The organism is Cupriavidus sp. WKF15 (assembly GCF_029278605.1).
In the GTDB taxonomy this organism is placed as follows: domain Bacteria; phylum Pseudomonadota; class Gammaproteobacteria; order Burkholderiales; family Burkholderiaceae; genus Cupriavidus.
Map to the genome: position 1 here is coordinate 2,709,987 of NZ_CP119572.1, position 20,316 is coordinate 2,730,302.

Consider the following 20,316-nt stretch of genomic DNA (forward strand, 5'->3'; position numbering starts at 1 on the left):
GGCGAACGTCAAAACTCCACGTCGAGTTCGCTGATTTCGTCGGGCTCCTGCTTGGCCGCGGCGATCCACTCCTGCAATTCGGGCATGGCCAGGATCTGCTTGCAGTACTCCACGGGCACCGGGTCCAGCATCACGCCGTACGTGACGAAGCGCGTCACCACCGGCGCATACATGGCATCGGCCATCGTGCGCGTGCCAAACAGATAAGGCCCGCCATAGCGCGTCAGACAGTCCGTCCAGATGGCGGTGATGCGATCAATATCGGCCTGCGCGCGCGACCATACCTTCAAGCCCGGGAAATGCCCCTTGAGATTCATCGGCAACGCCGCGCGCATGGCGGCAAAACCGGAGTGCATCTCCCCGCAGATCGCCCGGCAATGCGCACGCGCGGCGCGATCGTCAGGCAGCAGCCCCGCCTTCGGATGGGTCTCGTTCAGGTATTCGGCGATCGCCAGGGTGTCCCAGACGGTCACGCCCTGATGGCGCAGGCAAGGCACCAGGATCGACGGCGACAGCAGGAGGATTTCGGCGCGCACGGCCGGGTCGTCCGGAGTCACCAGCACCTCGTCGAACTCCAGGCCCGCAAAGCGCGCCAGCAGCCATCCGCGCAGCGACCACGATGAATAGGTCTTGCTGCTGATGGTGAGTGTGGTCTTGCCCATCTCGCCTCCTTACCGTCGCGACGATCCGCGCAATGCCGGCTCTCCGGCGCTACGCACCCATGCAGTGCAGCGGGCCGGCACCAGCGTGAAGCCTTTGCGCCAGCTGTCACCCGGCAGCCCCTTGCGCGCGGCTGCGACGCCACCTGCGGCCCGTTCCCGCAGCCCTGAGCGTGCGGCTCGCAAAGCTTGTGCCACCATTCATGCGGATGGCATATATATTGCGCATACCGGCCCACGGAATCACGGGAGGCGAGCCATGCTGTACCAGGCGTACCAGACCTATGCGGACTTGATGCAGCCGGGCTGTACGCTGGCCGATCTCACCGCATCCTTAATTGCCGCCAACCCGCGTGCCGCCGGTACCGACTCACTGCGTTCGCTGTGGGCAGCCTGCGAGATCCTGGCGCTGGCACGCCTGACCCACCACCGTCCCGCCTTCGGTATTGACAGCGTAGTCGTCAACGGCGTGCCCGTGCAGGTTTCCGAGGAAGTCGTGGCGCGTACGCCATTCTGCTCGCTGCTGCACTTCCGCCGCCACGGCATCGGCGGGCAGCCCCGCGTGCTGCTGGTCGCGCCCATGTCCGGCCATTTCGCCACGCTGCTGCGCGGCACCGTACAGACTATGCTGGCCGACCATGACGTCTACATTACCGACTGGCACAACCCGCGCGATATCCCGTTGCTGGCCGGCCGCTTCGGCTTCGATGAATTCGTCGACCACCTGATCTTCTTCCTGCAGACGCTGGGCGGGCACACGCACCTGGTGGCCGTATGCCAGCCCACCGTCGCGGCGCTGGCCGCCGCTGCGCTGATGGCCGAGGACGACGACCCAGCCCAGCCGCCCAGCCTCACGCTCATGGCCGGGCCGATCGACGCGCGCGTCAACCCGACCAAGGTCAACGAACTGGCCATGAGCCGTCCGATCGAGTGGTTCGAGAGCACGCTGATCGGCTTCGTGCCGCTGCGCTTTGCCGGCGGGCTGCGCCGTGTCTACCCGGGCTTTGTCCAGTTGCTGGCCTTCATGAGCATGAACCTGGAACGGCACGAGCAGGCGCTGTGCGAGATGCACGCGCTGCGCTCGCGCGGCGAGCACGATAAAGCCGACGCCATCCAGGACTTCTACGTCGAGTACTTCGCCACCATGGACCTCACGGCGGAGTTCTACCTTGAAACCGTCAGTATGGTGTTCCAGCGCTTCCTGCTGGCGCAGGGGCTGCTGGAAGTGGGCGGTCGCCGCGTTTCCACGCACGCAATCCGCCGTACGGCCCTGCTGACCGTGGAGGGTGAGCGCGACGACATCTGCGCCATCGGCCAGACCATGGCCGCCCAGGACCTGTGTGGCAGCTTGCGCCCGTACCTGCGCATGCACCATGTGCAGACCGGAGTTGGCCACTATGGCGTCTTCAACGGCAAGCGCTGGGAGACCCAGGTCTATCCGCTGGTCCGAGATACGATCTATATGCGCGAGTGAAGTGGCTGGCGGCCCACCAATCACGGTGACTGATCGCGCCGCGGTCCATGGCGAATACAATGCACAGTCCATTACAGGACAACCATGGCACCCCGACAAATCCAGCGTTTCCAGGATCAGGATCTGGTCCGCATCGGCCACGAAGAAAACTACCTACTGCTGGCGCCGCAGCATGGCGGACGGCTGGTGCGCTGGGTGCTGCTCGGGGAGGACATCCTTCACTGGCCCGACCAGGCCGACTGGAGCCGACCGGCAAAGATTCGCGGCGGCAATCCATTGCTGTTCCCATTCATTGGTCGTCACTTCGTCGACGGGCAAGCCGGCCATTGGCGCGACGCGCAGGGCACCTTGCGCACGCTTGCCCAGCATGGCTTCGCGCGCGACCTGCCTTACGATGTCACCACCATCTATGCAGACACCGCGATCACGATGACGCTGCGCGACAGTGATGCAACACGGGTCGGCTTTCCTTTTGCGTTCGCCTTCGACGCGATCTATGCCCTGCTGCCCAATGGACTGGAAGTCACGTTGCGCACCACCAACACAGGTAATCAGCGGCTGCCGTGCTACCCCGGCCACCACTTCTACTTCGCCCTGCCGCACACCCAGCGCGCCGCCGCCTCGCTGACGCTGCCAAGGGCCGACCGCGTTCGACAGTTGCCCGATGGCCGGCTTGGCCCTGCCGAAGCCTGCGAGGTCACATACCGGCTCGACGACCCGCGCCTGCAGGACACCTTCCACGTATTCCACGGTACTGCCGGCGCCACGATGGCAATCTCTGGCCGCACTATCGACTTCGAACTCGATCTGCCCGGCAGCGCGCCATGGCACGCCGTGACGACGTGGTCCGAGAGCGAGACCGCGGACTTCTATTGTGTGGAACCGTGGGTAGGACTGCCCGATGCGATCCACCATGGGCAGGGACTGCGCTGGATCGAACCCGGGCAGACGGAAAGCGCGGTTTGCCGGTTGCGCGTGACCGGATGACAGGACCCAGCGGCGACAACGCTCAGTGCTCGAAGTCCAGCCCGCCAATCAGAATCGAAAGATCCATCTGCGACAACGAGTCAAAGTCGATGCCGCGCGGCTCCTGCCAGGCACGCAGCTTGCCGGGCAGCGCCGCCAGGTACGCGACAAAGCGCGCGTCGCCCCCGGCACCGAACAGGCGCTGCACTTCCAGTCCGTCCCAGGCCAGCGTGATATCCAGCGCAAACCGATAGCGCCGCAATTCCGGCGGCCCTTCGCCTGTCAGCTGCAGCCGCGCGGGACAATCGCGCGCATCGGCGGGCAAGGTGTGGAGCTGCACACGCCGGTGCAGCCTGCCGATGGTGTCGATAATGCGCGGCAGGCATTCGAATTCGAAGCGGGCGAAGAGGTCCGGGGTCAAGGTGGGGGGCGTCCTGGCGTTGAGGGTTGACGGCAATGGCATCCACCAACGTGCCGTATGTCAGCATACTATACGTCAGCCGGCGTCACGATAAACGCCCCCGACAAGGCCTGGTCGACGCAAGGCACGCTTTATACTTGCAAAGCTCGGAGATTTCCGGGCAGTAAAGCTCCCGCAACGAATCTGTACCTCGCATGCCCACCAACCTTCACGCCTGGAACGCCCTGCTGCAGCATCACGACGCCATTCGCGATCACCAGATGCGGGATTGGTTTGCAGAAGGCGGCGAGGATCGTGTCACGCAGTTTTCACTGGAAGCCGCTGGCCTGTGCCTGGACTACTCCAAGAACCGGATCACGCCGCAGACCATGCAGTTGCTGCTGCAGCTGGCCGATGAGGCCGGCGTTCCGGCTCGTCGCGATGCCATGTTCGCCGGTGAGCATATCAACACCAGCGAGGATCGCGCTGCCTTGCATGTTGCGCTTCGCGCTACTGCCGGTGCCGGCTTCAAGGTCGATGGTTTGCCTGTGATGCCGTGCATCCAGAGCGTCCTGGTTCGCATGCGCGCATTCTCCGAAGCGGTCCGCAGCGGCGCATGGACCGGCACGACCGGCGAGCGCATCACCGATGTCGTGAACATCGGCATCGGTGGCTCCGACCTCGGCCCGAAGATGGTGTGCCGTGCGCTGTCGCACCTCGCACATGATGACGGCCATTCCGGGCCGCGCATGCACTTCGTATCGAACGTCGACGGCACCGAGCTGGCCGAAACCCTTGAGCGCCTCGATCCGCGGCGGACGCTCATGATCGTCTGCTCGAAGACCTTCACCACGCTGGAAACCATGGCCAACGCGCACAGCGCGCGGCAATGGTTCCTGGCCAATGGCGTGGCCGAAGACCAGTTCGCCCGGCACTTCGTCGCGGTTTCGACGAACATAGAGGCGGTACGCGCGTTCGGGATCGACCCGGCCAATATGTTCGAGTTCTGGGACTGGATCGGCGGCCGCTTCTCGCTGTGGTCCTCGGTGGGCCTGTCGATTGCGCTTGCGGTTGGCTTCAATGCCTTTGCCGACCTGCTGGCCGGCGGCCGCGCCATGGACGAGCACTTCCGCACCGCGCCGCTCGAACGCAACATGCCTGTCGTGCTGGGCATGCTCGGCATCTGGTACCGCAACTTCTTCAACCTGCCGACCAGTTGCATGGCGCCCTACTCCACGTCGCTGGAGCTGTTCCCGGCGCTCCTGCAGCAGCTGGAGATGGAAAGCAACGGCAAGTCCGTGCAGCTCAACGGGCGGCGCGTACGTACGCATACCTCGCCGGTGGTGTGGGGCACCGCGGGCACCAATGGCCAGCATGCGTACTTCCAGACGATCCACCAGGGGTCGCACATCGTGCCGGTGGATTTCGTTGCGCCGCTGGTGCCGCCGCGCGAACTGCCCGGCCACCATGCCAAACTGCTGGCCAACTGCTTTGCCCAGGCCGAGGCGCTGATGCGCGGCCGTTCCGCAGAGGAGCTGCGTGCGGCCAGCATGACCGACGAACTGTGCATCGCCCATATGGTCTTCGAGGGCAACCGCCCCAGCAATACGCTCTTGATGGAAGACCTGACGCCGCATGTACTGGGTGCCCTGATTGCGCTCTACGAGCATAGGACCTTCGTGCAGGGTGTGGTCTGGAACATCAACTCCTTCGACCAATGGGGCGTGGAACCGGGCAAGATCCTGGCTCGCCCGATCGAAGCGGAACTGGCCGGTGCCGAAGCAAGCCCGCACGACGCGTCCACGGCAGCCCTCATTGCCAGGGCCCGTGGCGTGCTGGCGCGAGTGGCCTAGACCTCAGTCGCCATCCATTCATCGCTGGCCACGCGACAGAACGAGGACTACATCGGCTCGCTGCGCGCGATCAAACCCAAGACCAGCAAGATCGTCTGGGAGGTCAAGGCCATGGACGCCAAGACCGGCAAGGAGCAGTGGACGTTCCGGACGGGCCGTGGCGTGGTGGCGCCGCCGGTCATCTGGGAAGACAACAGCGAGCAGTGCGTGGCCTTGGTTTCAGGCTGGGGCGGCGAAGTCGCCAAGCGGTCTATCCTGTTCGGCGAGCGATAAACCACCCCATCACAAGGAAATGTCCCATCGACAAAAAAATACAATGCAAATCTGTCCGATCAAACGGGGCACCCCCAGGGCGAGACCTTGGCGACACACCATAGCACCATGGCATTGGTGCCATTTGATACACCGACAAGCCTCGATTTGAAGGCAAGAGCTATCGCCTCAAAGGGGTCGCCACCAGGATTGCTCTGGCAATGCCCCCTGATCTGCCCGTCCTCCAGGGTAATTCGGCCAACCAAAAGTTGGTGAATTAGAACTCCGATCGGAGGACACGCACGGAGCGAACTATGATGATTTTGGCCAAGCATTCAGGCGCACCGTCACATGCGTGCAGCCCAACTGGCGTAGGTACAACAAGGTCCTTTCAAGCTGGTCAAAACGGTACGGCAACCACTGGAAACCATTGATGCGTAAGTACCAGCCGTCCGGCGCCGGCAAAAGCTCGACAAATTCCACAAAATTGCGGGAAACTAAGCCGAGAAATTCTTTTTCGAACAGATCTGTCAAAGCATCTCCTCTTCATATCAACTAGAGCAAAAAGAAATACACACAGATGCCTTAAAGTAAGGCACCAGCACGATGTCCTATGAGGATGAGCAAGGTCGGGCAATGCCTTAGCGGCCCAGATAAACGGCCGTAATCTCCTCGCGATTGTGACCTAGCTCCGCTGAAACCTGCAGTCGCGCTGCACGATCCATTGCCCGCTGTTGCTCGGTCAGCTGTGCTGAAACTGGGCCACCTGCGGCAGGAGCTGGCCAGCCAGTGAGCTCCTGGTAACGCCGTTGGGCATATGCATGCCGAAGTCCGTGCAACTTCGACAATCCAGCCTTTTCAATCGCCGATTCATAGCGATGGAGTTGGTCGACATATTTGAGGTCTTTAGGGATCATCGATCCGCTTCCACAGAATGCGGCCGCTCTCGCAAGCACAGCCCGCTGATGCTCATCCGTGATTGGCACAACGCGTGCCCGGCCTCCCTTACACCACGTGGCCATAAGGTGAATCTCCTGTATTTCGTCCACCGTCAGGCCTGCCAGAGCATATCCCGCCTGAAACTTGAGGCACTCTTCTCGACGGAGTCCAAAAGCCTCCTGCAATTCGACAGAACAGCGCACACGCTCATCGGTAATCTTCTCGAGATCGCCAGGCGCAAGCACCAATGCCTTCGAAATGTTGGTGACATACCGGCGCCGGCCAATACCCAATTCCTTATTAGTGTGTGGGACGCAATTCTGCTTACCGACCTTCTCTGCCCACCATCGAATATGTGACATACGGTTTTTCATCGTACCCACGGCGATCCCGGCGGTCTGCCAACGCTTAACTAGCGCAGCAACATGCTTTGGCTTCAAACCAGTCGCAGGAAGCGTGCGAAAGCCCATGTCTTTTAGGTCATGCGCCACCTGAGCAAGCACTTCCCTTCGAGCCGCTTGTGTTGCATAAGAGCCATCACGATTGCGCGTAACTAAGCGCATCAAGTCTACAAAAATATCGAACTTCATTGGATTCCTCACTTTGTCGGCATTAACTTTGGTCAGTGTTAACTGCGGCTGGCTAATCCAGCCCTAGCACCGGCACCCTCGGGCGCGCGGTACGGGTACTGGAGGTGACCCGCTTTTTCGGACAGTGCCTATCTTGAGTAAGCAGGAGGTGCACCATGCCGAAAACGCGCCCACCGTACAGTGCGGTCTTCCGTCAGCAAATGGTTGACTTGGTCCATGCAGGTCGCCGTCCGGAGGATCTGGCCAAGGAGTTCGAACCCACGGCCCAGACGATCTACAACTGGGTTGCCCAAGCGGATCGCGATGCCGGCGTTCGTCAGGACGGCCTGACCACGGCGGAGCGCCAGGAACTCACGCGGCTGCGCCGTGAGAACCGGCAACTCAAAATGGAGAGGGAGATACTTGCAAAAGCCGCGGCCTGGTTTGCCCGGGAGACCGACACGCTGCCCGACAAGGGTTCGAGTTCATGAAGGCAAATCAGGACCGCTTTCCGCTGTCCACCATGGCGCGGCTGCTTAAGGTCTCGCGCAGCGGCTTCCATGCATGGATGGAACGACGTCCGAGCGCTCATGCCGTGAGTGACAAGCTGTTGCTCGCGCAAATCCGTGAGATTCACGCCCGCTCGCGCGGTACCTATGGGATGCCACGTGTGCATGCCATGCTGCTGCGCCAAGGTATCCACGTCGGGCGCAAGCGCGTGGCGCGTCTGATGCGTGAGGCCGGCCTGCGCGGGGCTTGCCGGCCGCGCTTCATTTGCACCACCCACCGTGCGCCAGCGGGCAGACCCGCGCCCGATCTGGTGCAGCGACACTTCTCTGCCGATGCGCCAAATCAGCTGTGGGTCGCCGATGCGACATACATTCCGACCGTTGCCGGCTTTTACTATCTGGCTGTCGTGTTGGACGTGTACAGCCGGCGCATCGTAGGTTGGGCCATGGGTAGTCATCTGCGCACCGCACTGATGCTGCAAGCGCTGGACATGGCGCTGGCGCAGCGACATCCCAGCGCAGTGATTCACCATTCGGACCAGGGCTGCCAATACACGTCTGTTGCCTTCGGGCGACGTTGCCGCGAGGCCGGCGTTCAGCCTTCGATGGGCTCGGTGGGCGATGCCTACGACAACGCCATGTGCGAGTCCTTCTTCGCAACGCTCGAATGCGAGCTGCTGATGCGTTCGCGCTTCGCCACGCACGACGACGCCCGTCAGGCATTGTTCACCTGGATCGAGGGTTGGTACAACTCGCATCGCCTGCACAGCGCACTGGGATATCGGTCTCCGCAGGAGTTTGAAAAGCTTCCCGTCAATGGCATGAATCCGGCGCTACACCGGGCATACACTGCCCCATCACAAGGAGAAAACCCATCGACATAAAATTCCAATGCGAATCTGTCCGATGAAACGGGGCAACCCCATACAGCGACTAGCCACGGCACCACCAGCGGGCCTGTGCGTCCCGTCGGGCACACACAGACGTTCTGGCGATAAGATGCCGGGCCTTCGTGAGGCGGAGCCCTACGTCCACCTTTGTTGCCTTCCAAGCAACCGAATGGTTCCGTTGGATGTCTGCTTTGAGAGTGCAGACGAACTCGCCAGATACATTCCGGCAGTGCTCAGATAGTCCTGAGGAGATCAGACGGGGGGAAGGGCTTGGAACCCCTTATGGGCGCTGCTGAGAAAGGCGGCAGCGAAAAGGCAAAAAATGACGCAGCACCGAGGCATGCGAAGCCGTCGGCGAAGGTTCGGGAAGGAACTGCAAAAGACCGGAGAAAGTGGATAGGCCTCCGAAGCTGCTACGGAGCGCCATTGAAGGCAGTGGACCAGCGACTGGACGGACCTAGACAGCCCAGCCGATCGGCCCAAAAAAGATGGACAGCATATAGCCAAAGTGCAGTTACAGCGCCAAGCGCCTCACTCCACGATAGCCATACCACGTCCTGATGTGGCACGAATGCCAAAGTCGATGCCCGAGGGCGAAAAGTAGCTTATAGGCTACTATGTCGAATCGATTTTGGCAAGACTGCCAGCGTCCTAGGATACTCGGACTGTGGGACTACCGAGACAGCAGTCAATAGTTGCCCATCGAGCGGTCCCCGCCCCTGAAGGATGAAGCTGGCTTTGGGCGGGTGACTTGCGCTTGAACGGGGATAATCTGGCCATGGATGGCAACATCCCGGAGCCTTAGAAGGCCATGGAGGCCACCGGGGTGTGCTGGAAGCTGGTTTGGCACATCTTCGAATTGGTGCTGGTAAGTTGAAGCAAGGCCAGCGCATGCACCCAAGGGTGGCAATTGAAGCACTTTCCAATGCAGTCTCCAGCTCCGTTGCTTGCACTCTCGCTCGAATCCGGCATAGAATTACAGGTTCGCGGGCGTCGTATAATGGCTATTACCTTAGCTTCCCAAGCTAAAGACGTGGGTTCGATTCCCATCGCCCGCTCCACTGCCAAGCCTAAGGCCTGAGCCAAGGCGGGCCAAATTCGGCAGGACGCACGCTCGAAGCGCAAGCGCATGTCGGCTCAGGCGACAAGCCCCGCGCGTCTCTTTGTCCGCATCCCGCCATCCCGCCATCCCGCCGGAGTTCCCATTACTCCACACAGTTCGCCCATTACCCGAGGATGACAAGTGCCATCTGAACTGCGAGATGTATCTACCCTTCGCTCCGGTAGTGGACCGGTTCACGTCGCATTCGGTGTAGACGCTGGCTACTATCGCGGCATGGGCGTGACCATCACATCCGTCCTGGAAAACAACCCGGGACTGGATTTCGTTTTCCATGTATTTGCTTTCTCCATCACCGCCGACAACCGAGAGAAGCTGGAGAAGCTTGAAGAACAACATGACGTCACGGTCCGGGTCCACCTGATCGACACGGCCACGCTCGACGATTTCCGCCAGTTCCCCTGCTTCAGCAAGCATTCCCTGGGCACCTTTATCCGCTTGCTGATTCCATCGAAGCTGAGCGGTATCGCGGACCAAGTGCTGTACCTGGATGCTGACCTGCTTTGCTTTGGTGACCTGTCAGGACTGCTCGCCATCGATCTCGGCGACTGCATCGCCGCGGCGGTCGCCGATGAGAAGGATACGACTGTCAGGACGCAGATTCCGGCACTGGGGCTGAAACACGGCCACTACTTCAATGCCGGCGTCATGTACATCGATGTGCAGAACTGGATCGCCGCCGACGTCCAGCAGGTCGCGTTGAAAGCGCTCACGACGCTGGATATGCGATTTGCGGACCAGGATGCCCTCAACATCGCGCTAGATGGCCGGGTCAGATTTGTTGATACGAAGTGGAACTATCGATACCACCTCGTGGACTACCTGACACGCGGCGAGACTAAGCTGAACGTCTCGCAGCCTTACGTTTTCATGCACTTCACAGGCCCGGTAAAGCCGTGGCACAGCTGGTGTCTGCATGACATCCGGGAATTGTTCACCGAAATCCAGTCCCGCTCGCCATGGGCGGAAACGCCGCTTGACGGGCCGGGAACCGCGCGTGAACTGAAACTGTTCTCCAGGTTTCTGATCACACAACACCGTATCGCGGAAGGCGTCTACTGGCATTGCCGCTACCTGAGGTCGCGGCTAATGCAGAACCTGAAATCCTCATAAGGCTTTCGCCTGCGAACTACCGTTTACACAAGTAAGTGCAGACCAAGAAGAGAATGACCCAATTCGATCAAAGCCTCACTTCATCCGCTTCATTATCGGGCTTTGCTGCCATGGAAAAGGACACTGCGGTATTCCGCGCCATGGCTCGATTTACCGCAATTGTCCTTGCAGCCTTTTACGTCCTCGCGCTGATCGTGGATCGTGCTGCCGGCGTGCTGTATGGCCTGCTGATTGTGCTGGGCCTCGCGGTACTGATCTGCTCTTGGAAGTCGCAGAGCCAATTGTTTGCCAGTCAGATCAGGCGTTACTGGCCACTTGCCCTGGCGATGGCCGCGCCGATGTTCGCGGTATTGGCAAATGAGATATCAAGGCTGCAATTCTCGGGCAGAAGCATCGACGCACCATCGAGGCTGGCCCTTTTTGCGCTGGTGCTGTGGACCGTATCAATCATACCGGTGCGGTATCTGCGTCATCTGCAATGGGCGTTCGTGGCCGGCACCATCTTGTCCACCATTAAGGCTCAAGTGCTGACCCATGGCGGCCAGGTGAGATACTCGACCGACTTCATTCCCATCACGATCTTCATTGAATTGGCAATGCTGCTTGGCACATATAGCCTCTTCTCGCTTGGCTGGAGCGAGAAGCGGGACAAGACTCAGATCTTGCTTAAGGTGCTGGCGGCGATCGCAATCCTGTATGGCAGCTACCTGTCGCAATCGCGCGGCGCTTGGATCACGATTCCAGTGTTCGCCGGCATTGCACTGTTTTCCAGTGGAATCTTGCGAGGGAAACGCAAGTTAGCCATAGCAGCGCTGATTGCAATTGCGCTTGTCGCAGCCTTGAGCCAGGCCAAACTGGTCAAAGATCGAGTAGCAGAAACCCGAGCCGATATCGAACTGTACGTAACTCGTACGAATGTCGATACCCCAATCGGCTTTCGATTCCAGCTATGGCACGGCTCTTTGGCAATCTTCCTTGAGCATCCGATCTTCGGCGTAGGCGTAGACAAGTATCGCGAGGCCCTCGAGGACTTGCCCAATCGGAAAGTCATCACACCTGCAGCCGCCGAATTCGCACATTCGCACAATGAGTTCCTGTTCAATGCCGCCAGACTCGGTTTGTTTGGCATTGCTGCCCTCCTGGCCTTGTACCTGGTGCCCGCCTACTACTTCGCCCGAGATCTCAGGCATCACGACAAAGAAGTCCGGGCAGCGGCTTGCATGGGCGCCTGCTTGTGTGCCGGCATTTTCGTACTCGGCCTGACCGACGTGGTGTTCCTTTGGTGGGAGGTCTTCCCCTTCTACGCGGTGGGTGTTGCCACATTCATAACCTTCATTGATAAGAAGAAGGCCGCCACGACAGTCGCGCAGAGAACTGCCAGGTAGCCTTGTTGCCATGCTTCCCCAAGACACTAATACCGAACCGATCCCCGCAGAAGGCATGCAGGCCGCCCAGAGCGCTGATGCCCCGCCCACGAACGACCCCGAAGGCGTTGCCCACCCCCGCCGCATCCGTTCGTTCGTCCGGCGCGCCGGCCGCACCTCCACCGGTCAACAACGCGCCATCGACGAAGTGGGCCCGCGCCTGCTAGTGCCCTACACCTCCCAGCCGCTGGACTGGGAAGCCGCATTCGGCCGCAAGGCACCCGCGATCCTGGAAATCGGCTTCGGCATGGGCGAGACCACCGCGCATATCGCACAGTTGCGCCAGCAGGACAATTTCCTCGGCTGCGAAGTGCACGAACCTGGTGTGGGCGCGCTGCTGAAGCTCGCAGGCGAGCGTGGCATCGAAAACGTGCGCATCATCCAGCACGATGCCGTGGAGGTCATTGCCCACATGCTGACGGACAACTGCCTGGATGGCGTGCATATCTACTTCCCCGACCCGTGGCACAAGAAGCGGCACAACAAGCGCCGGCTGGTACAGCCGCCGCTGGTGAAGCTGCTGGCCGGGCGCCTGAAGCCGGGGGGCTACATCCACTGCGCCACGGATTGGGAAGAGTACGCGCACCAGATGGTGGAAGTGCTGTCCGGGGAGCCTGCCCTGGAGAATACGTCTACTGCCGCTGACGGCTTTTCGGAGCGGCCGGAATACCGACCCACTACCAAGTTCGAGCGCCGCGGTGTGCGACTCGGGCATGGCGTCTGGGATGTCGTGTTCCGCAAGCGCGGCTGAACGACTCGAACGGCATAAACAAAAAGGCGTGGCACAGGCCACGCCTTTTTGTTTTCCGCGCCTGCCGTATCAAGCGTGCCAGGACACCATCCCGGTGTACGCCGTAGCCAGCACGATGATGCCGAATGCAATCCGGTACCACGCGAAGGGCTTGAAATCATGCGTGGCGACGAAGCGCAGCAGCCAGCGCACGCAAAAGAAGGCCGACACGAAGGCGAAGACGAAGCCGATACCGAAGATGCCCAAGTCGTCCGCCGATAGCAGGGAGCGGGCCTTGTACAACTCATACACCGTCGCCCCGAAGATCACGGGGATGGCGAGGAAAAACGAGAACTCGGTCGCCACCTGGCGCGACAGGCCGAAGAGCATCCCGCCGATGATTGTGGCGCCAGAACGCGACGTGCCCGGGACCAGTGCAAAGCACTGCGCGATGCCGACCTTCACGGCATCGCGCCAGTTCAGGTCATCCACCGACTCGATGCGCGGCGCGCCGGCCTTGGCGGCCTGCAGCAAGGCGTTGCCGCGCGGACCAGTCACCATGCCGCGCCGGCCGTCGTGCCATTCAGCCAGCAGGATCACGACGCCGCCGATGATGAACGCCAGCGCCACCGTGATCGGGTTGAACAGGTGGGCCTTGATCCATTTGCCGAACACCAGCGCCAGCACGATAGCCGGCACGGTGGCGACGATAACGTTGATGGCGAAGCGCTGCGCCTTCGGGTCGGAGGTCAGCCCGCTCAATACATTGGCGATGCGCCGGCGGAACTCCCAGCAGACCGCGAGGATCGCGCCGAACTGGATCACGATCTCGAAGATCTTGCCCTTCTCGTCGTTGAAGTCGAGCAACTGGCCGGCCAGGATCAGGTGGCCGGTGCTCGAAATAGGCAGAAACTCGGTCAGTCCTTCGACGATGCCGAGGATCACGGCTTTCAGGGCAAGTGCGATTTCCATGGATGGGATCGATTAGGCGGGGACATGCCCGGTATGGACCGGGCGATGCCTGCTTGGTGGCTCAGGGGCGGTTAATCTTGACGTTGATACCGTCGGACAAGACGGTGATTGTACCGGGCTCGACATCTCGTCCCGCAAGACGCAGTTGGTCCGGCCTGAAGGTATACAGCGCGTAGCCCTGCAGGAACTGCTCAGCCACAATCCCGCCCAGCGCGTTGATCTGGCGCGAAAACTGGCCGGGCAGTCCCTGCACATCGAACTGCTGGACTTCCGGATCCTGCAGCACTACCGAATGGCTGGGAGCGTCATAACGCAGCCCGCTGTCCAGCGCGAACCGGCCCGCCAGCGCCTGGCGGAAGAACAATTTGTTGTCAACGATGGCATCGAACTGCAAGTTGACACGATTGCGTGCCGCATCGAGCGTCAGGCGCGGGTTGGACAACTGGATGTCGAACAGCTCCAGGTAGCGCTTGCTGAACGGGAATTTATGCTCCAGCGCCGATTGCAGCTGGCTTTGCGAAAACGTGTATTCGTTGCCGAAGGAACCGCAGGCGCCCAGCCAGACAGTCGCAACAGCAGCGGCGATGGCGCCAGTCCAGCGCCGCCGGGAAATCCGGATCATATTGCCTCCGATGGATGGATTTGCGCCGACCGGCGCGGGCAGCCCTTGCACAGCTGCAGAGCCATTACGCATCGCGCCCGGCAGGCGCGGTCAGGATTTCAAGCTGCGTGAGCCAGCGCAGCGCCGATTCACGCGAGTCGCCACACATTTCGGCCGAGGGTTGCAGCCCGCCGCAAAAGGCCGGCCGCTCCGGCCGGCCGAACACCGCGCATCTCGCATCGGGCAGCAACTGCGCGCAACGAACCCCAGCCGGTTTTCCAGCCGGCATGCCGGGTAGCGGCGATGCGATCGAGGGCGCAATGCAACAGGCGCCGCAGCCGTCGCGGCAAGAAATGTGAGACTGACAGCTCATGTGATTGGTTCAGCAGGCCGTCGCCAGGCGACGGCAAACGCGCCATTGTGCCCGAATACGACCGCAACTCCCGCTGGTCTTCCCAGGCATTCATCATCAGGAGCACCTTGAGTCACTTGTTGTATGGGTGCCGCGCTATCCGCCCCAAGGCAGGGCGAACCCGGGTTGACCCCTGCCGCGAACCCGCCCTACATTACTGACCCATAAGTTATTAATATCCGCCCCCCGCTGCTCGTCACCCATGGCAATACCTGGCAAGACCCCCGTGATCGACCGCCCCGCCTCCCCCAAAGACGCCGAAGCCCCGCGTTGGAGCCGGCGCAAGGCCGCCCGCCCGCAGGAACTGGTCGCTGCCGCGCTCGACTTGTTCGTGGCGCGCGGCTATGCCGCCACGCGACTGGAAGACGTGGCTGCGGCCGCGGGCGTCTCCAAGGGGACGGTGTACCTCTACTTCGCCAACAAGGAAGAGCTGTTCAAGACCGTGGTGCGCGAGAACCTGGTACCGGCCCTGGCGCGCGGCACGGACCTGGTCGACCGCTTCGAGGGCTCGACCCCGGAGTTGCTGCGCGAGCTGCTGCGCGGCTGGTGGGGACTGATCGGCGCCACGCCGGTGGCGGGACTGACCAAGCTGATCATGGCGGAGTCGGGCAACTTCCCGGACATCGCGCGCTTCTACCAGGAAGAAGTAATGGTGCCCGGCGACGAGTTGTTCGCGCGCGTGCTGGCGCGCGGCGTCGAGCGCGGCGAGTTCCGGGCCCTGCCCGCGAATCCGGCCACCACGCTGGTCTGTGCGCCGCTGGTGTTCCTGATGCTCTGGCAGCGTGCGTTCGGCCTCTACGCGCACAAGGAAATCAACCCGGATGCCTACCTCGACAACCTGCTCGAAATGCTGCTGTTCGGCCTGACGACCGGCGAGGCGCGCGACCGCCCGCTGCCGCCGAAGTCCGGACCCTACGTCTGGGAAAAGATCCGCGACGAGATGCAGGCCCAGCAGCTGGCGCAGGGCGCCGGCGAGCCGGACACGACGGCAGCCACAGGCGCCGCACAACAAGACGAGACATGAAGCGAAACACGAAGATCCTGATTGCCGTACTGGGCGCGGTGGCTGTGCTCAGCGCCACCGCCGCGGTACGCAAGGCCAGCAGCACGCGCCGGGCGCAGGCGTCGGCGCAGGCCGCTGCGCCTTCCGTGGTGGAGTTCCTGCAGTCCGATCTGGTGCTGGCTGGCACGCATGACCTGCAGGTCGCGCTGCCCCTGTCGGGCAGCCTGCGCGCGCTGAACCAGGCCTCGGTCAAGGCCAAGGTCTCGGGCGAGGTGCAGCAGGTGCTCGTACGCGAAGGCGAGGCCGTGCGCGCGGGACAGGTCATCGTGCGCATCGACCCGACCGAGTACGAGGCCAAGGTCGCGCAGGCACGCGGCCAGATGCTGGCGGCACGCGGCCAGTTCGAGAACTCGCGCCAGACCTGGGAGCGCAACCGCGAGCTGGTCGGCAAGGGCTTTATCTCGAAGACCGCGTTCGACAACTACCAGTCCAACCTCGATGTGGCGCGCGCCAACCTCGATGCCGCCCAGGGCGGGCTGGCCGTGGCGCAGAAGGCATTGAACGATACCGTGGTCAAGGCCCCGCTCGACGGCATGGTCGCCGCGCGCGCGGTGCAGCCCGGGGAAAAAGTATCGCCCGACACACGCCTGATCGACCTGGTCGACCTGCGCGTGCTGGAACTGGAAGCGCCCGTGCCGATGGCTGACGTGGCGCGCGCCTCGGTGGGCCAGTCGGTGCGGCTGAATGTGGAAGGCGCGGGGCAATTCGCTGGCGCGCTCGTGCGCATCAATCCCGCTGTCAGCCAGGGCACGCGCAGCATCATGGTCTATGTGCGCGTGCAGAACGGCGAGGGCAGGCTGCGCGCCGGCATGTTCGCGCGCGGCGCGCTGGTGCTCGGCGAGCGCAGCGGCGTGGTGTCCGTGCCGGCCTCGGCCGTGCGCAGCGACGGCGAACGCGCCTTTGTCTACGTGATCGAGAACGGCATGCTGGCCGAGCGCGCCGTGCAGACCGGCGTGCGCGACGAAGGCAGCGGCATGGTCGAGATCATCTCGGGGCTGGCCGCCGGAGCCGAGATCGTGCGCAACAACCTGGGCACGCTGCGCAGCGGCAGCCAGGTGCGCCGCGTGAAGGACCTGAGGCCTGAGGCCTGAGGACGACGCGCCATGTGGTTCACCCGCCTGTCGATCCAGAACCCCGTGCTGGCCACCATGATGATGCTGGCCTTCATCGTGGTGGGCCTGTTCTCCTACCAGCGCCTGCCGGTGGACCAGTTCCCCGACATCACCTTCCCGGTGGTGGTGGTGCAGACCGAATACCCGGGCGCCGCGCCGGAATCGGTCGAGTCCGACGTCACGCGCAAGGTCGAGGAGATCGTCAACACGATCTCGGGCATTGACGAGATCTTCTCGCATTCCTACCAGGGCACCTCCGTGGTCGTGGTCAAATTCGACCTGAGCGTCGACGTCGGCCAGGCCGCGCAGGACGTGCGCGACAAGCTGGCGCTGATCCGCCCGCAGCTTCGCGACGAAGTCAAAGAGCCGCGCGTGCTGCGCTACGACCCGACCGACGCGCCGATCTTCTATCTCTCCGTCTCGAACGCGCCCGGTGCGCAGCGCAGCCAGCGCGAGCTGACCACCATTGCCGACCAGATCGTGCGCAAGCGGCTCGAGACCGTGCGCGGCGTGGGCGCGATCAATATCGTCGGCGGCACCAAGCGCGAGGTCGAGATCCGCATCCGCCCGGCGCAGCTCGAAGCGCTCGGCATCGGCATCGACCAGGTCATGAACGCGATCCGCAGCGAGAACCAGGAGCTGCCGGCCGGAGAACTGCGCTCGTCCGCGACCGAGACCGTGGTGCAGGTCAAGGGCCGCGTGGCCACGCCCGATGCCTTCCGCCGCATCATCGTCGCGCGCCGCGCGGGCCAGCCGGTCACGCTCGGCGAGATCGCCGACGTGCGCGACGGCCAGGAAGAGCAGGAGAGCCTGGCGCTGCTCGACGGCAAGCGCGCCCTCTTCCTATCCGTGGTCAAGGCGCAGGGCCAGAATACGGTGGATACCGTCGACGGCCTGGTGCGCATGGCCGATGAAGTTCGCAAGCTGGTGCCCGCGGGCGTGCAGCTCACCGTGGTCAACGACACCGCGCGCGGCATCCGCAGCAGCGTGAAGGAGGTGCGCTCCACGCTGCTCGAAGGCGCGCTGCTGACCGTGGCGATCGTCTTCCTGTTCCTGGGCTCGTGGCGCAGCACGGTGATCACGGGCCTGACGCTGCCGATCGCGCTGATCGGCACCTTCGGCGTGATGTACCTGTGCGGCTTCACACTCAACGTGATCACGCTGATGGCGCTGTCGCTGTGCGTGGGCCTGCTGATCGACGATGCCATCGTGGTGCGCGAGAACATCGTGCGCCACAACCTGATGGGCAAGGATCACCGCACCTCGGCACTGGACGGCACCGCCGAGATCGGCCTCGCGGTGCTGGCCACGACGTTCTCGATCGTCGCGGTGTTCCTGCCGGTGGGTTTCATGGGCGGCATCATCGGGCGCTTCTTCCACCAGTTCGGCATCACCGTGGTGGCGGCCGTGCTGATCTCGATGTTCGTGTCGTTCACGCTGGACCCGATGCTGTCCTCGGTCTGGCACGACCCCGACCTGCACGGCACCGGCAACAAGACCAGCTGGTACGGCCGCACCGTGGGCCGGCTGCTGGACTGGTTCTCCGCGCGCATGGATGCCCTGGGCCATGGCTATGCCGGCATGCTGGGCTGGGCGCTCAGGCACCGGCTGGCCACCACGCTGATCGCGATCGTCACGTTCTTCGGCAGCTTTGCGCTGGTGCCGCTGATCGGCACGGAATTCGTGCCCGCCGCCGACCTTGGCGAGACACAGGTCGGCTTCACCACGCCGGTCGGCACGTCGATCGAGGTCACCGAGGCCAAGGTGCGCCAGGTCGAAGCCGCGCTCAAGTCTTTCCCCGAGGTTGCCTATACCTACGCGACGATCAATTCCGGCAATACGTCCGGGCGCAACAACGCGCTGGTGTCGGTGCGGCTGGTCGATCGCCGCGCGCGCAAGCTGTCCACCGTGCAGCTCAACCCGAAGATCCGGGAGCGCCTGGGCGGCATTGCCGGCATCACGCTGACCATGGTCGGCATGCCCGACGGCGCGGGCGGCCAGAAGGCGATCCAGGTGTCGATCCAGGGCGATGACCTGAACGAGCTGCGGCGGCTGTCGCAGGAGGCCAGCCGCCGCATGCTGGCCATTCGCGGCCTGGCGGACCTGGATTCGAGCATGAAGGACGACCGCCCCACCATCGAGGTGCGCATCCGCCGCGAGCTGGCCTCCGACCTGGGCGTGGGCGTCGCGCAGATCGGCAATGCGCTGCGGCCGCTGCTCGCGGGCGATGCCATCAGTTCGTGGCGCGCGCCCGATGACCAGAACTACGACGTGCGCGTGCGGCTGCCGCGCGATGCGCGCACAGGGCTGGCGGACCTCAATGCGCTGATGATCGCCAGCAGCCAGACCAACCCCGACGGCACGCCGAAGATGGTGCCGCTGCGGCAGGTGGCCGACCTGGTGCCGACCACGGGCGCCAACCAGATCAGCCGCCGCGACCTGAACCGCGAGGTCGAGCTGACTGCCAACACCGCCGGACGTTCCGCGGGCGAGGTGGCGCGCGACGTCAAGGCAGCGCTCGACGGCATGACCTGGCCGGCCGGCTACAAGTACCGCTTTGGCGGCTCCACCAAGTCGATGAACGAGTCCTTCGGCTATGCAGTCTCGGCGCTGGCACTGGCGGTGATCTTCATCTACATGATCCTGGCCTCGCAGTTCGCCAGCTTCTTCCAGCCGATCGCCATCATGACCTCGCTGCCGCTCACGCTGATCGGCGTATTCGCGGCGCTGCTGCTGTTCCGCTCGACGCTGAACATGTTCTCGATCATCGGCTTCATCATGCTGATGGGGCTGGTCACCAAGAACGCGATCCTGCTGGTGGACTTTGCCAACCAGGCCCGGCGCGGGCATGTGGACGGCGCCGACGGCCAGGCGCCGCTCTCGCGCGAAGCCGCCCTGGTCGAGGCCGCGCGCGTGCGCCTGCGCCCGATCCTGATGACCACGCTGGCCATGATCTTCGGCATGGTGCCGCTGGCCTTCAGCCTCGGCGAAGGCGCCGAGCAGCGCGCGCCGATGGGCCAGACGGTGATCGGCGGCATCATCACGTCGTCGATCCTGACGCTCGTGGTGGTACCTGTGATTTATACGTACCTTGATGATTTCGCGACGTGGCTGCGGCGGCGCTGGCAAGGCAAGGCGGCCGTGGCGGCCACTTCGCCCGCCGGGGCCGACGCGGAGGCCGTGGCACAACATCGGAGCGCCGAATGAGCCGGACCGCGCACGGAGGGTTAAAATACTGGGTTTGACAAGACTGCCCGG

At 63.0% G+C, this 20,316-nt stretch carries 16 protein-coding genes, 1 tRNA gene and 2 pseudogenes; 12 read left to right on the plus strand and 7 right to left on the minus strand.

The window, feature by feature from the left end:
- Positions 1–8: 8 nt before the first annotated feature.
- The gene (locus CupriaWKF_RS12600; protein ID WP_276098201.1) at positions 9–662 is read right to left on the minus strand and encodes a glutathione S-transferase family protein; all 654 of its coding nucleotides are present in this window, start codon (positions 660–662) and stop codon (positions 9–11) included.
- A gap of 256 nt (positions 663–918) precedes the next feature.
- Here CupriaWKF_RS12600 and phaZ point away from each other — a divergent pair, with 256 nt between their 5' ends.
- Together phaZ and CupriaWKF_RS12610 are read left to right on the plus strand one after the other, a co-directional pair.
- Complete coding sequence (phaZ, locus tag CupriaWKF_RS12605; RefSeq protein WP_276098202.1) at positions 919–2,133, plus strand: polyhydroxyalkanoate depolymerase; 1,215 nt, start codon at positions 919–921, stop codon at positions 2,131–2,133.
- An 84-nt stretch (positions 2,134–2,217) separates the two neighbouring features.
- On the plus strand, positions 2,218–3,120 hold the full coding sequence (locus tag CupriaWKF_RS12610) for an aldose epimerase (RefSeq protein WP_276098203.1): 903 nt from the start codon (positions 2,218–2,220) through the stop codon (positions 3,118–3,120).
- 22 nt (positions 3,121–3,142) lie between these two features.
- Here CupriaWKF_RS12610 and CupriaWKF_RS12615 read toward each other — a convergent pair whose 3' ends face one another.
- Entirely contained in the window at positions 3,143–3,520 is a 378-nt protein-coding gene (locus CupriaWKF_RS12615) for a DUF5594 family protein (RefSeq protein WP_276098204.1), read from the minus strand.
- 194 nt (positions 3,521–3,714) lie between these two features.
- On the opposite strand from CupriaWKF_RS12615, the gene pgi reads away from it, so the two are divergent.
- A complete protein-coding gene (gene pgi, locus CupriaWKF_RS12620; RefSeq protein WP_276098205.1) occupies positions 3,715–5,352 on the plus strand; it encodes a glucose-6-phosphate isomerase in 1,638 nt (545 codons plus the stop codon).
- Between the two features lie 39 nt (positions 5,353–5,391).
- A pseudogene (locus tag CupriaWKF_RS12625) lies at positions 5,392–5,625 on the plus strand (PQQ-dependent dehydrogenase, methanol/ethanol family); the annotation flags it as partial.
- 291 nt (positions 5,626–5,916) lie between these two features.
- Here the strand turns inward: CupriaWKF_RS12625 and CupriaWKF_RS12630 are convergent.
- Together CupriaWKF_RS12630 and CupriaWKF_RS12635 are read right to left on the minus strand one after the other, a co-directional pair.
- The gene (locus tag CupriaWKF_RS12630; protein ID WP_276098206.1) at positions 5,917–6,138 is read right to left on the minus strand and encodes a hypothetical protein; all 222 of its coding nucleotides are present in this window, start codon (positions 6,136–6,138) and stop codon (positions 5,917–5,919) included.
- Between the two features lie 107 nt (positions 6,139–6,245).
- Positions 6,246–7,133 carry a phage integrase N-terminal domain-containing protein gene (locus tag CupriaWKF_RS12635; RefSeq protein ID WP_276098207.1) on the minus strand — a complete coding sequence of 296 codons (888 nt, stop codon included), beginning with the start codon at positions 7,131–7,133 and terminating at the stop codon, positions 6,246–6,248.
- A gap of 155 nt (positions 7,134–7,288) precedes the next feature.
- Between CupriaWKF_RS12635 and CupriaWKF_RS12640 the strand changes: the two are divergent.
- The 5 genes and pseudogenes from CupriaWKF_RS12640 to trmB all read left to right on the plus strand — a co-directional run.
- A pseudogene (locus tag CupriaWKF_RS12640) lies at positions 7,289–8,427 on the plus strand (IS3 family transposase); the annotation flags it as partial.
- A 1,070-nt stretch (positions 8,428–9,497) separates the two neighbouring features.
- Positions 9,498–9,572 (plus strand) — tRNA-Gly (locus CupriaWKF_RS12645).
- A 182-nt stretch (positions 9,573–9,754) separates the two neighbouring features.
- Entirely contained in the window at positions 9,755–10,744 is a 990-nt protein-coding gene (locus CupriaWKF_RS12650) for a glycosyltransferase (protein WP_276098208.1), read from the plus strand.
- Between the two features lie 35 nt (positions 10,745–10,779).
- The gene (locus CupriaWKF_RS12655; protein ID WP_276098209.1) at positions 10,780–12,129 is read left to right on the plus strand and encodes an O-antigen ligase family protein; all 1,350 of its coding nucleotides are present in this window, start codon (positions 10,780–10,782) and stop codon (positions 12,127–12,129) included.
- 10 nt (positions 12,130–12,139) lie between these two features.
- Positions 12,140–12,919: a tRNA (guanosine(46)-N7)-methyltransferase TrmB gene (trmB, locus tag CupriaWKF_RS12660; RefSeq protein ID WP_276098210.1), complete on the plus strand. Its 780-nt coding sequence runs from the start codon at positions 12,140–12,142 to the stop codon at positions 12,917–12,919.
- A gap of 69 nt (positions 12,920–12,988) precedes the next feature.
- On the opposite strand, the gene CupriaWKF_RS12665 is transcribed toward trmB, so the two are convergent.
- The 3 genes from CupriaWKF_RS12665 to CupriaWKF_RS12675 all read right to left on the minus strand — a co-directional run bounded on the left by CupriaWKF_RS12665 (position 12,989) and on the right by CupriaWKF_RS12675 (position 14,844).
- Complete coding sequence (locus CupriaWKF_RS12665; protein WP_276098211.1) at positions 12,989–13,870, minus strand: undecaprenyl-diphosphate phosphatase; 882 nt, start codon at positions 13,868–13,870, stop codon at positions 12,989–12,991.
- Between the two features lie 61 nt (positions 13,871–13,931).
- Positions 13,932–14,492, minus strand: a complete 561-nt coding sequence (locus CupriaWKF_RS12670) for a DUF1439 domain-containing protein (protein WP_276100789.1) — start codon at positions 14,490–14,492, stop codon at positions 13,932–13,934.
- Positions 14,493–14,556: 64 nt separating this feature from the next.
- Positions 14,557–14,844: a YkgJ family cysteine cluster protein gene (locus CupriaWKF_RS12675; RefSeq protein WP_276098212.1), complete on the minus strand. Its 288-nt coding sequence runs from the start codon at positions 14,842–14,844 to the stop codon at positions 14,557–14,559.
- Between the two features lie 241 nt (positions 14,845–15,085).
- Here CupriaWKF_RS12675 and CupriaWKF_RS12680 point away from each other — a divergent pair, with 241 nt between their 5' ends.
- From CupriaWKF_RS12680 to CupriaWKF_RS12690, 3 genes are read left to right on the plus strand one after another with little or no spacing between them, the layout of a single operon-like run.
- A complete protein-coding gene (locus CupriaWKF_RS12680) occupies positions 15,086–15,907 on the plus strand; it encodes a TetR/AcrR family transcriptional regulator (protein ID WP_276098213.1) in 822 nt (273 codons plus the stop codon).
- Complete coding sequence (locus tag CupriaWKF_RS12685; RefSeq protein WP_276098214.1) at positions 15,904–17,037, plus strand: efflux RND transporter periplasmic adaptor subunit; 1,134 nt, start codon at positions 15,904–15,906, stop codon at positions 17,035–17,037. The genes CupriaWKF_RS12680 and CupriaWKF_RS12685 overlap by 4 nt, the downstream gene beginning before the upstream one ends.
- Before the next feature lie 12 nt (positions 17,038–17,049).
- On the plus strand, positions 17,050–20,265 hold the full coding sequence (locus CupriaWKF_RS12690; protein WP_276098215.1) for an efflux RND transporter permease subunit: 3,216 nt from the start codon (positions 17,050–17,052) through the stop codon (positions 20,263–20,265).
- Positions 20,266–20,316: the final 51 nt, after the last annotated feature.

Coding starts and splice junctions, on each gene's coding strand:
- CupriaWKF_RS12670 (WP_276100789.1), bottom strand. CDS start 14,492: ATGATCCGGATTTCCCGGCGGCGCTGGACTGGCGCCATCGCCGCTGCT.
- CupriaWKF_RS12600 (WP_276098201.1), bottom strand. CDS start 662: ATGGGCAAGACCACACTCACCATCAGCAGCAAGACCTATTCATCGTGG.
- CupriaWKF_RS12665 (WP_276098211.1), bottom strand. CDS start 13,870: ATGGAAATCGCACTTGCCCTGAAAGCCGTGATCCTCGGCATCGTCGAA.
- phaZ (WP_276098202.1), top strand. CDS start 919: ATGCTGTACCAGGCGTACCAGACCTATGCGGACTTGATGCAGCCGGGC.
- CupriaWKF_RS12610 (WP_276098203.1), top strand. CDS start 2,218: ATGGCACCCCGACAAATCCAGCGTTTCCAGGATCAGGATCTGGTCCGC.
- CupriaWKF_RS12680 (WP_276098213.1), top strand. CDS start 15,086: ATGGCAATACCTGGCAAGACCCCCGTGATCGACCGCCCCGCCTCCCCC.
- CupriaWKF_RS12690 (WP_276098215.1), top strand. CDS start 17,050: ATGTGGTTCACCCGCCTGTCGATCCAGAACCCCGTGCTGGCCACCATG.
- CupriaWKF_RS12635 (WP_276098207.1), bottom strand. CDS start 7,133: ATGAAGTTCGATATTTTTGTAGACTTGATGCGCTTAGTTACGCGCAAT.
- CupriaWKF_RS12685 (WP_276098214.1), top strand. CDS start 15,904: ATGAAGCGAAACACGAAGATCCTGATTGCCGTACTGGGCGCGGTGGCT.
- CupriaWKF_RS12675 (WP_276098212.1), bottom strand. CDS start 14,844: ATGAGCTGTCAGTCTCACATTTCTTGCCGCGACGGCTGCGGCGCCTGT.
- trmB (WP_276098210.1), top strand. CDS start 12,140: ATGCTTCCCCAAGACACTAATACCGAACCGATCCCCGCAGAAGGCATG.
- pgi (WP_276098205.1), top strand. CDS start 3,715: ATGCCCACCAACCTTCACGCCTGGAACGCCCTGCTGCAGCATCACGAC.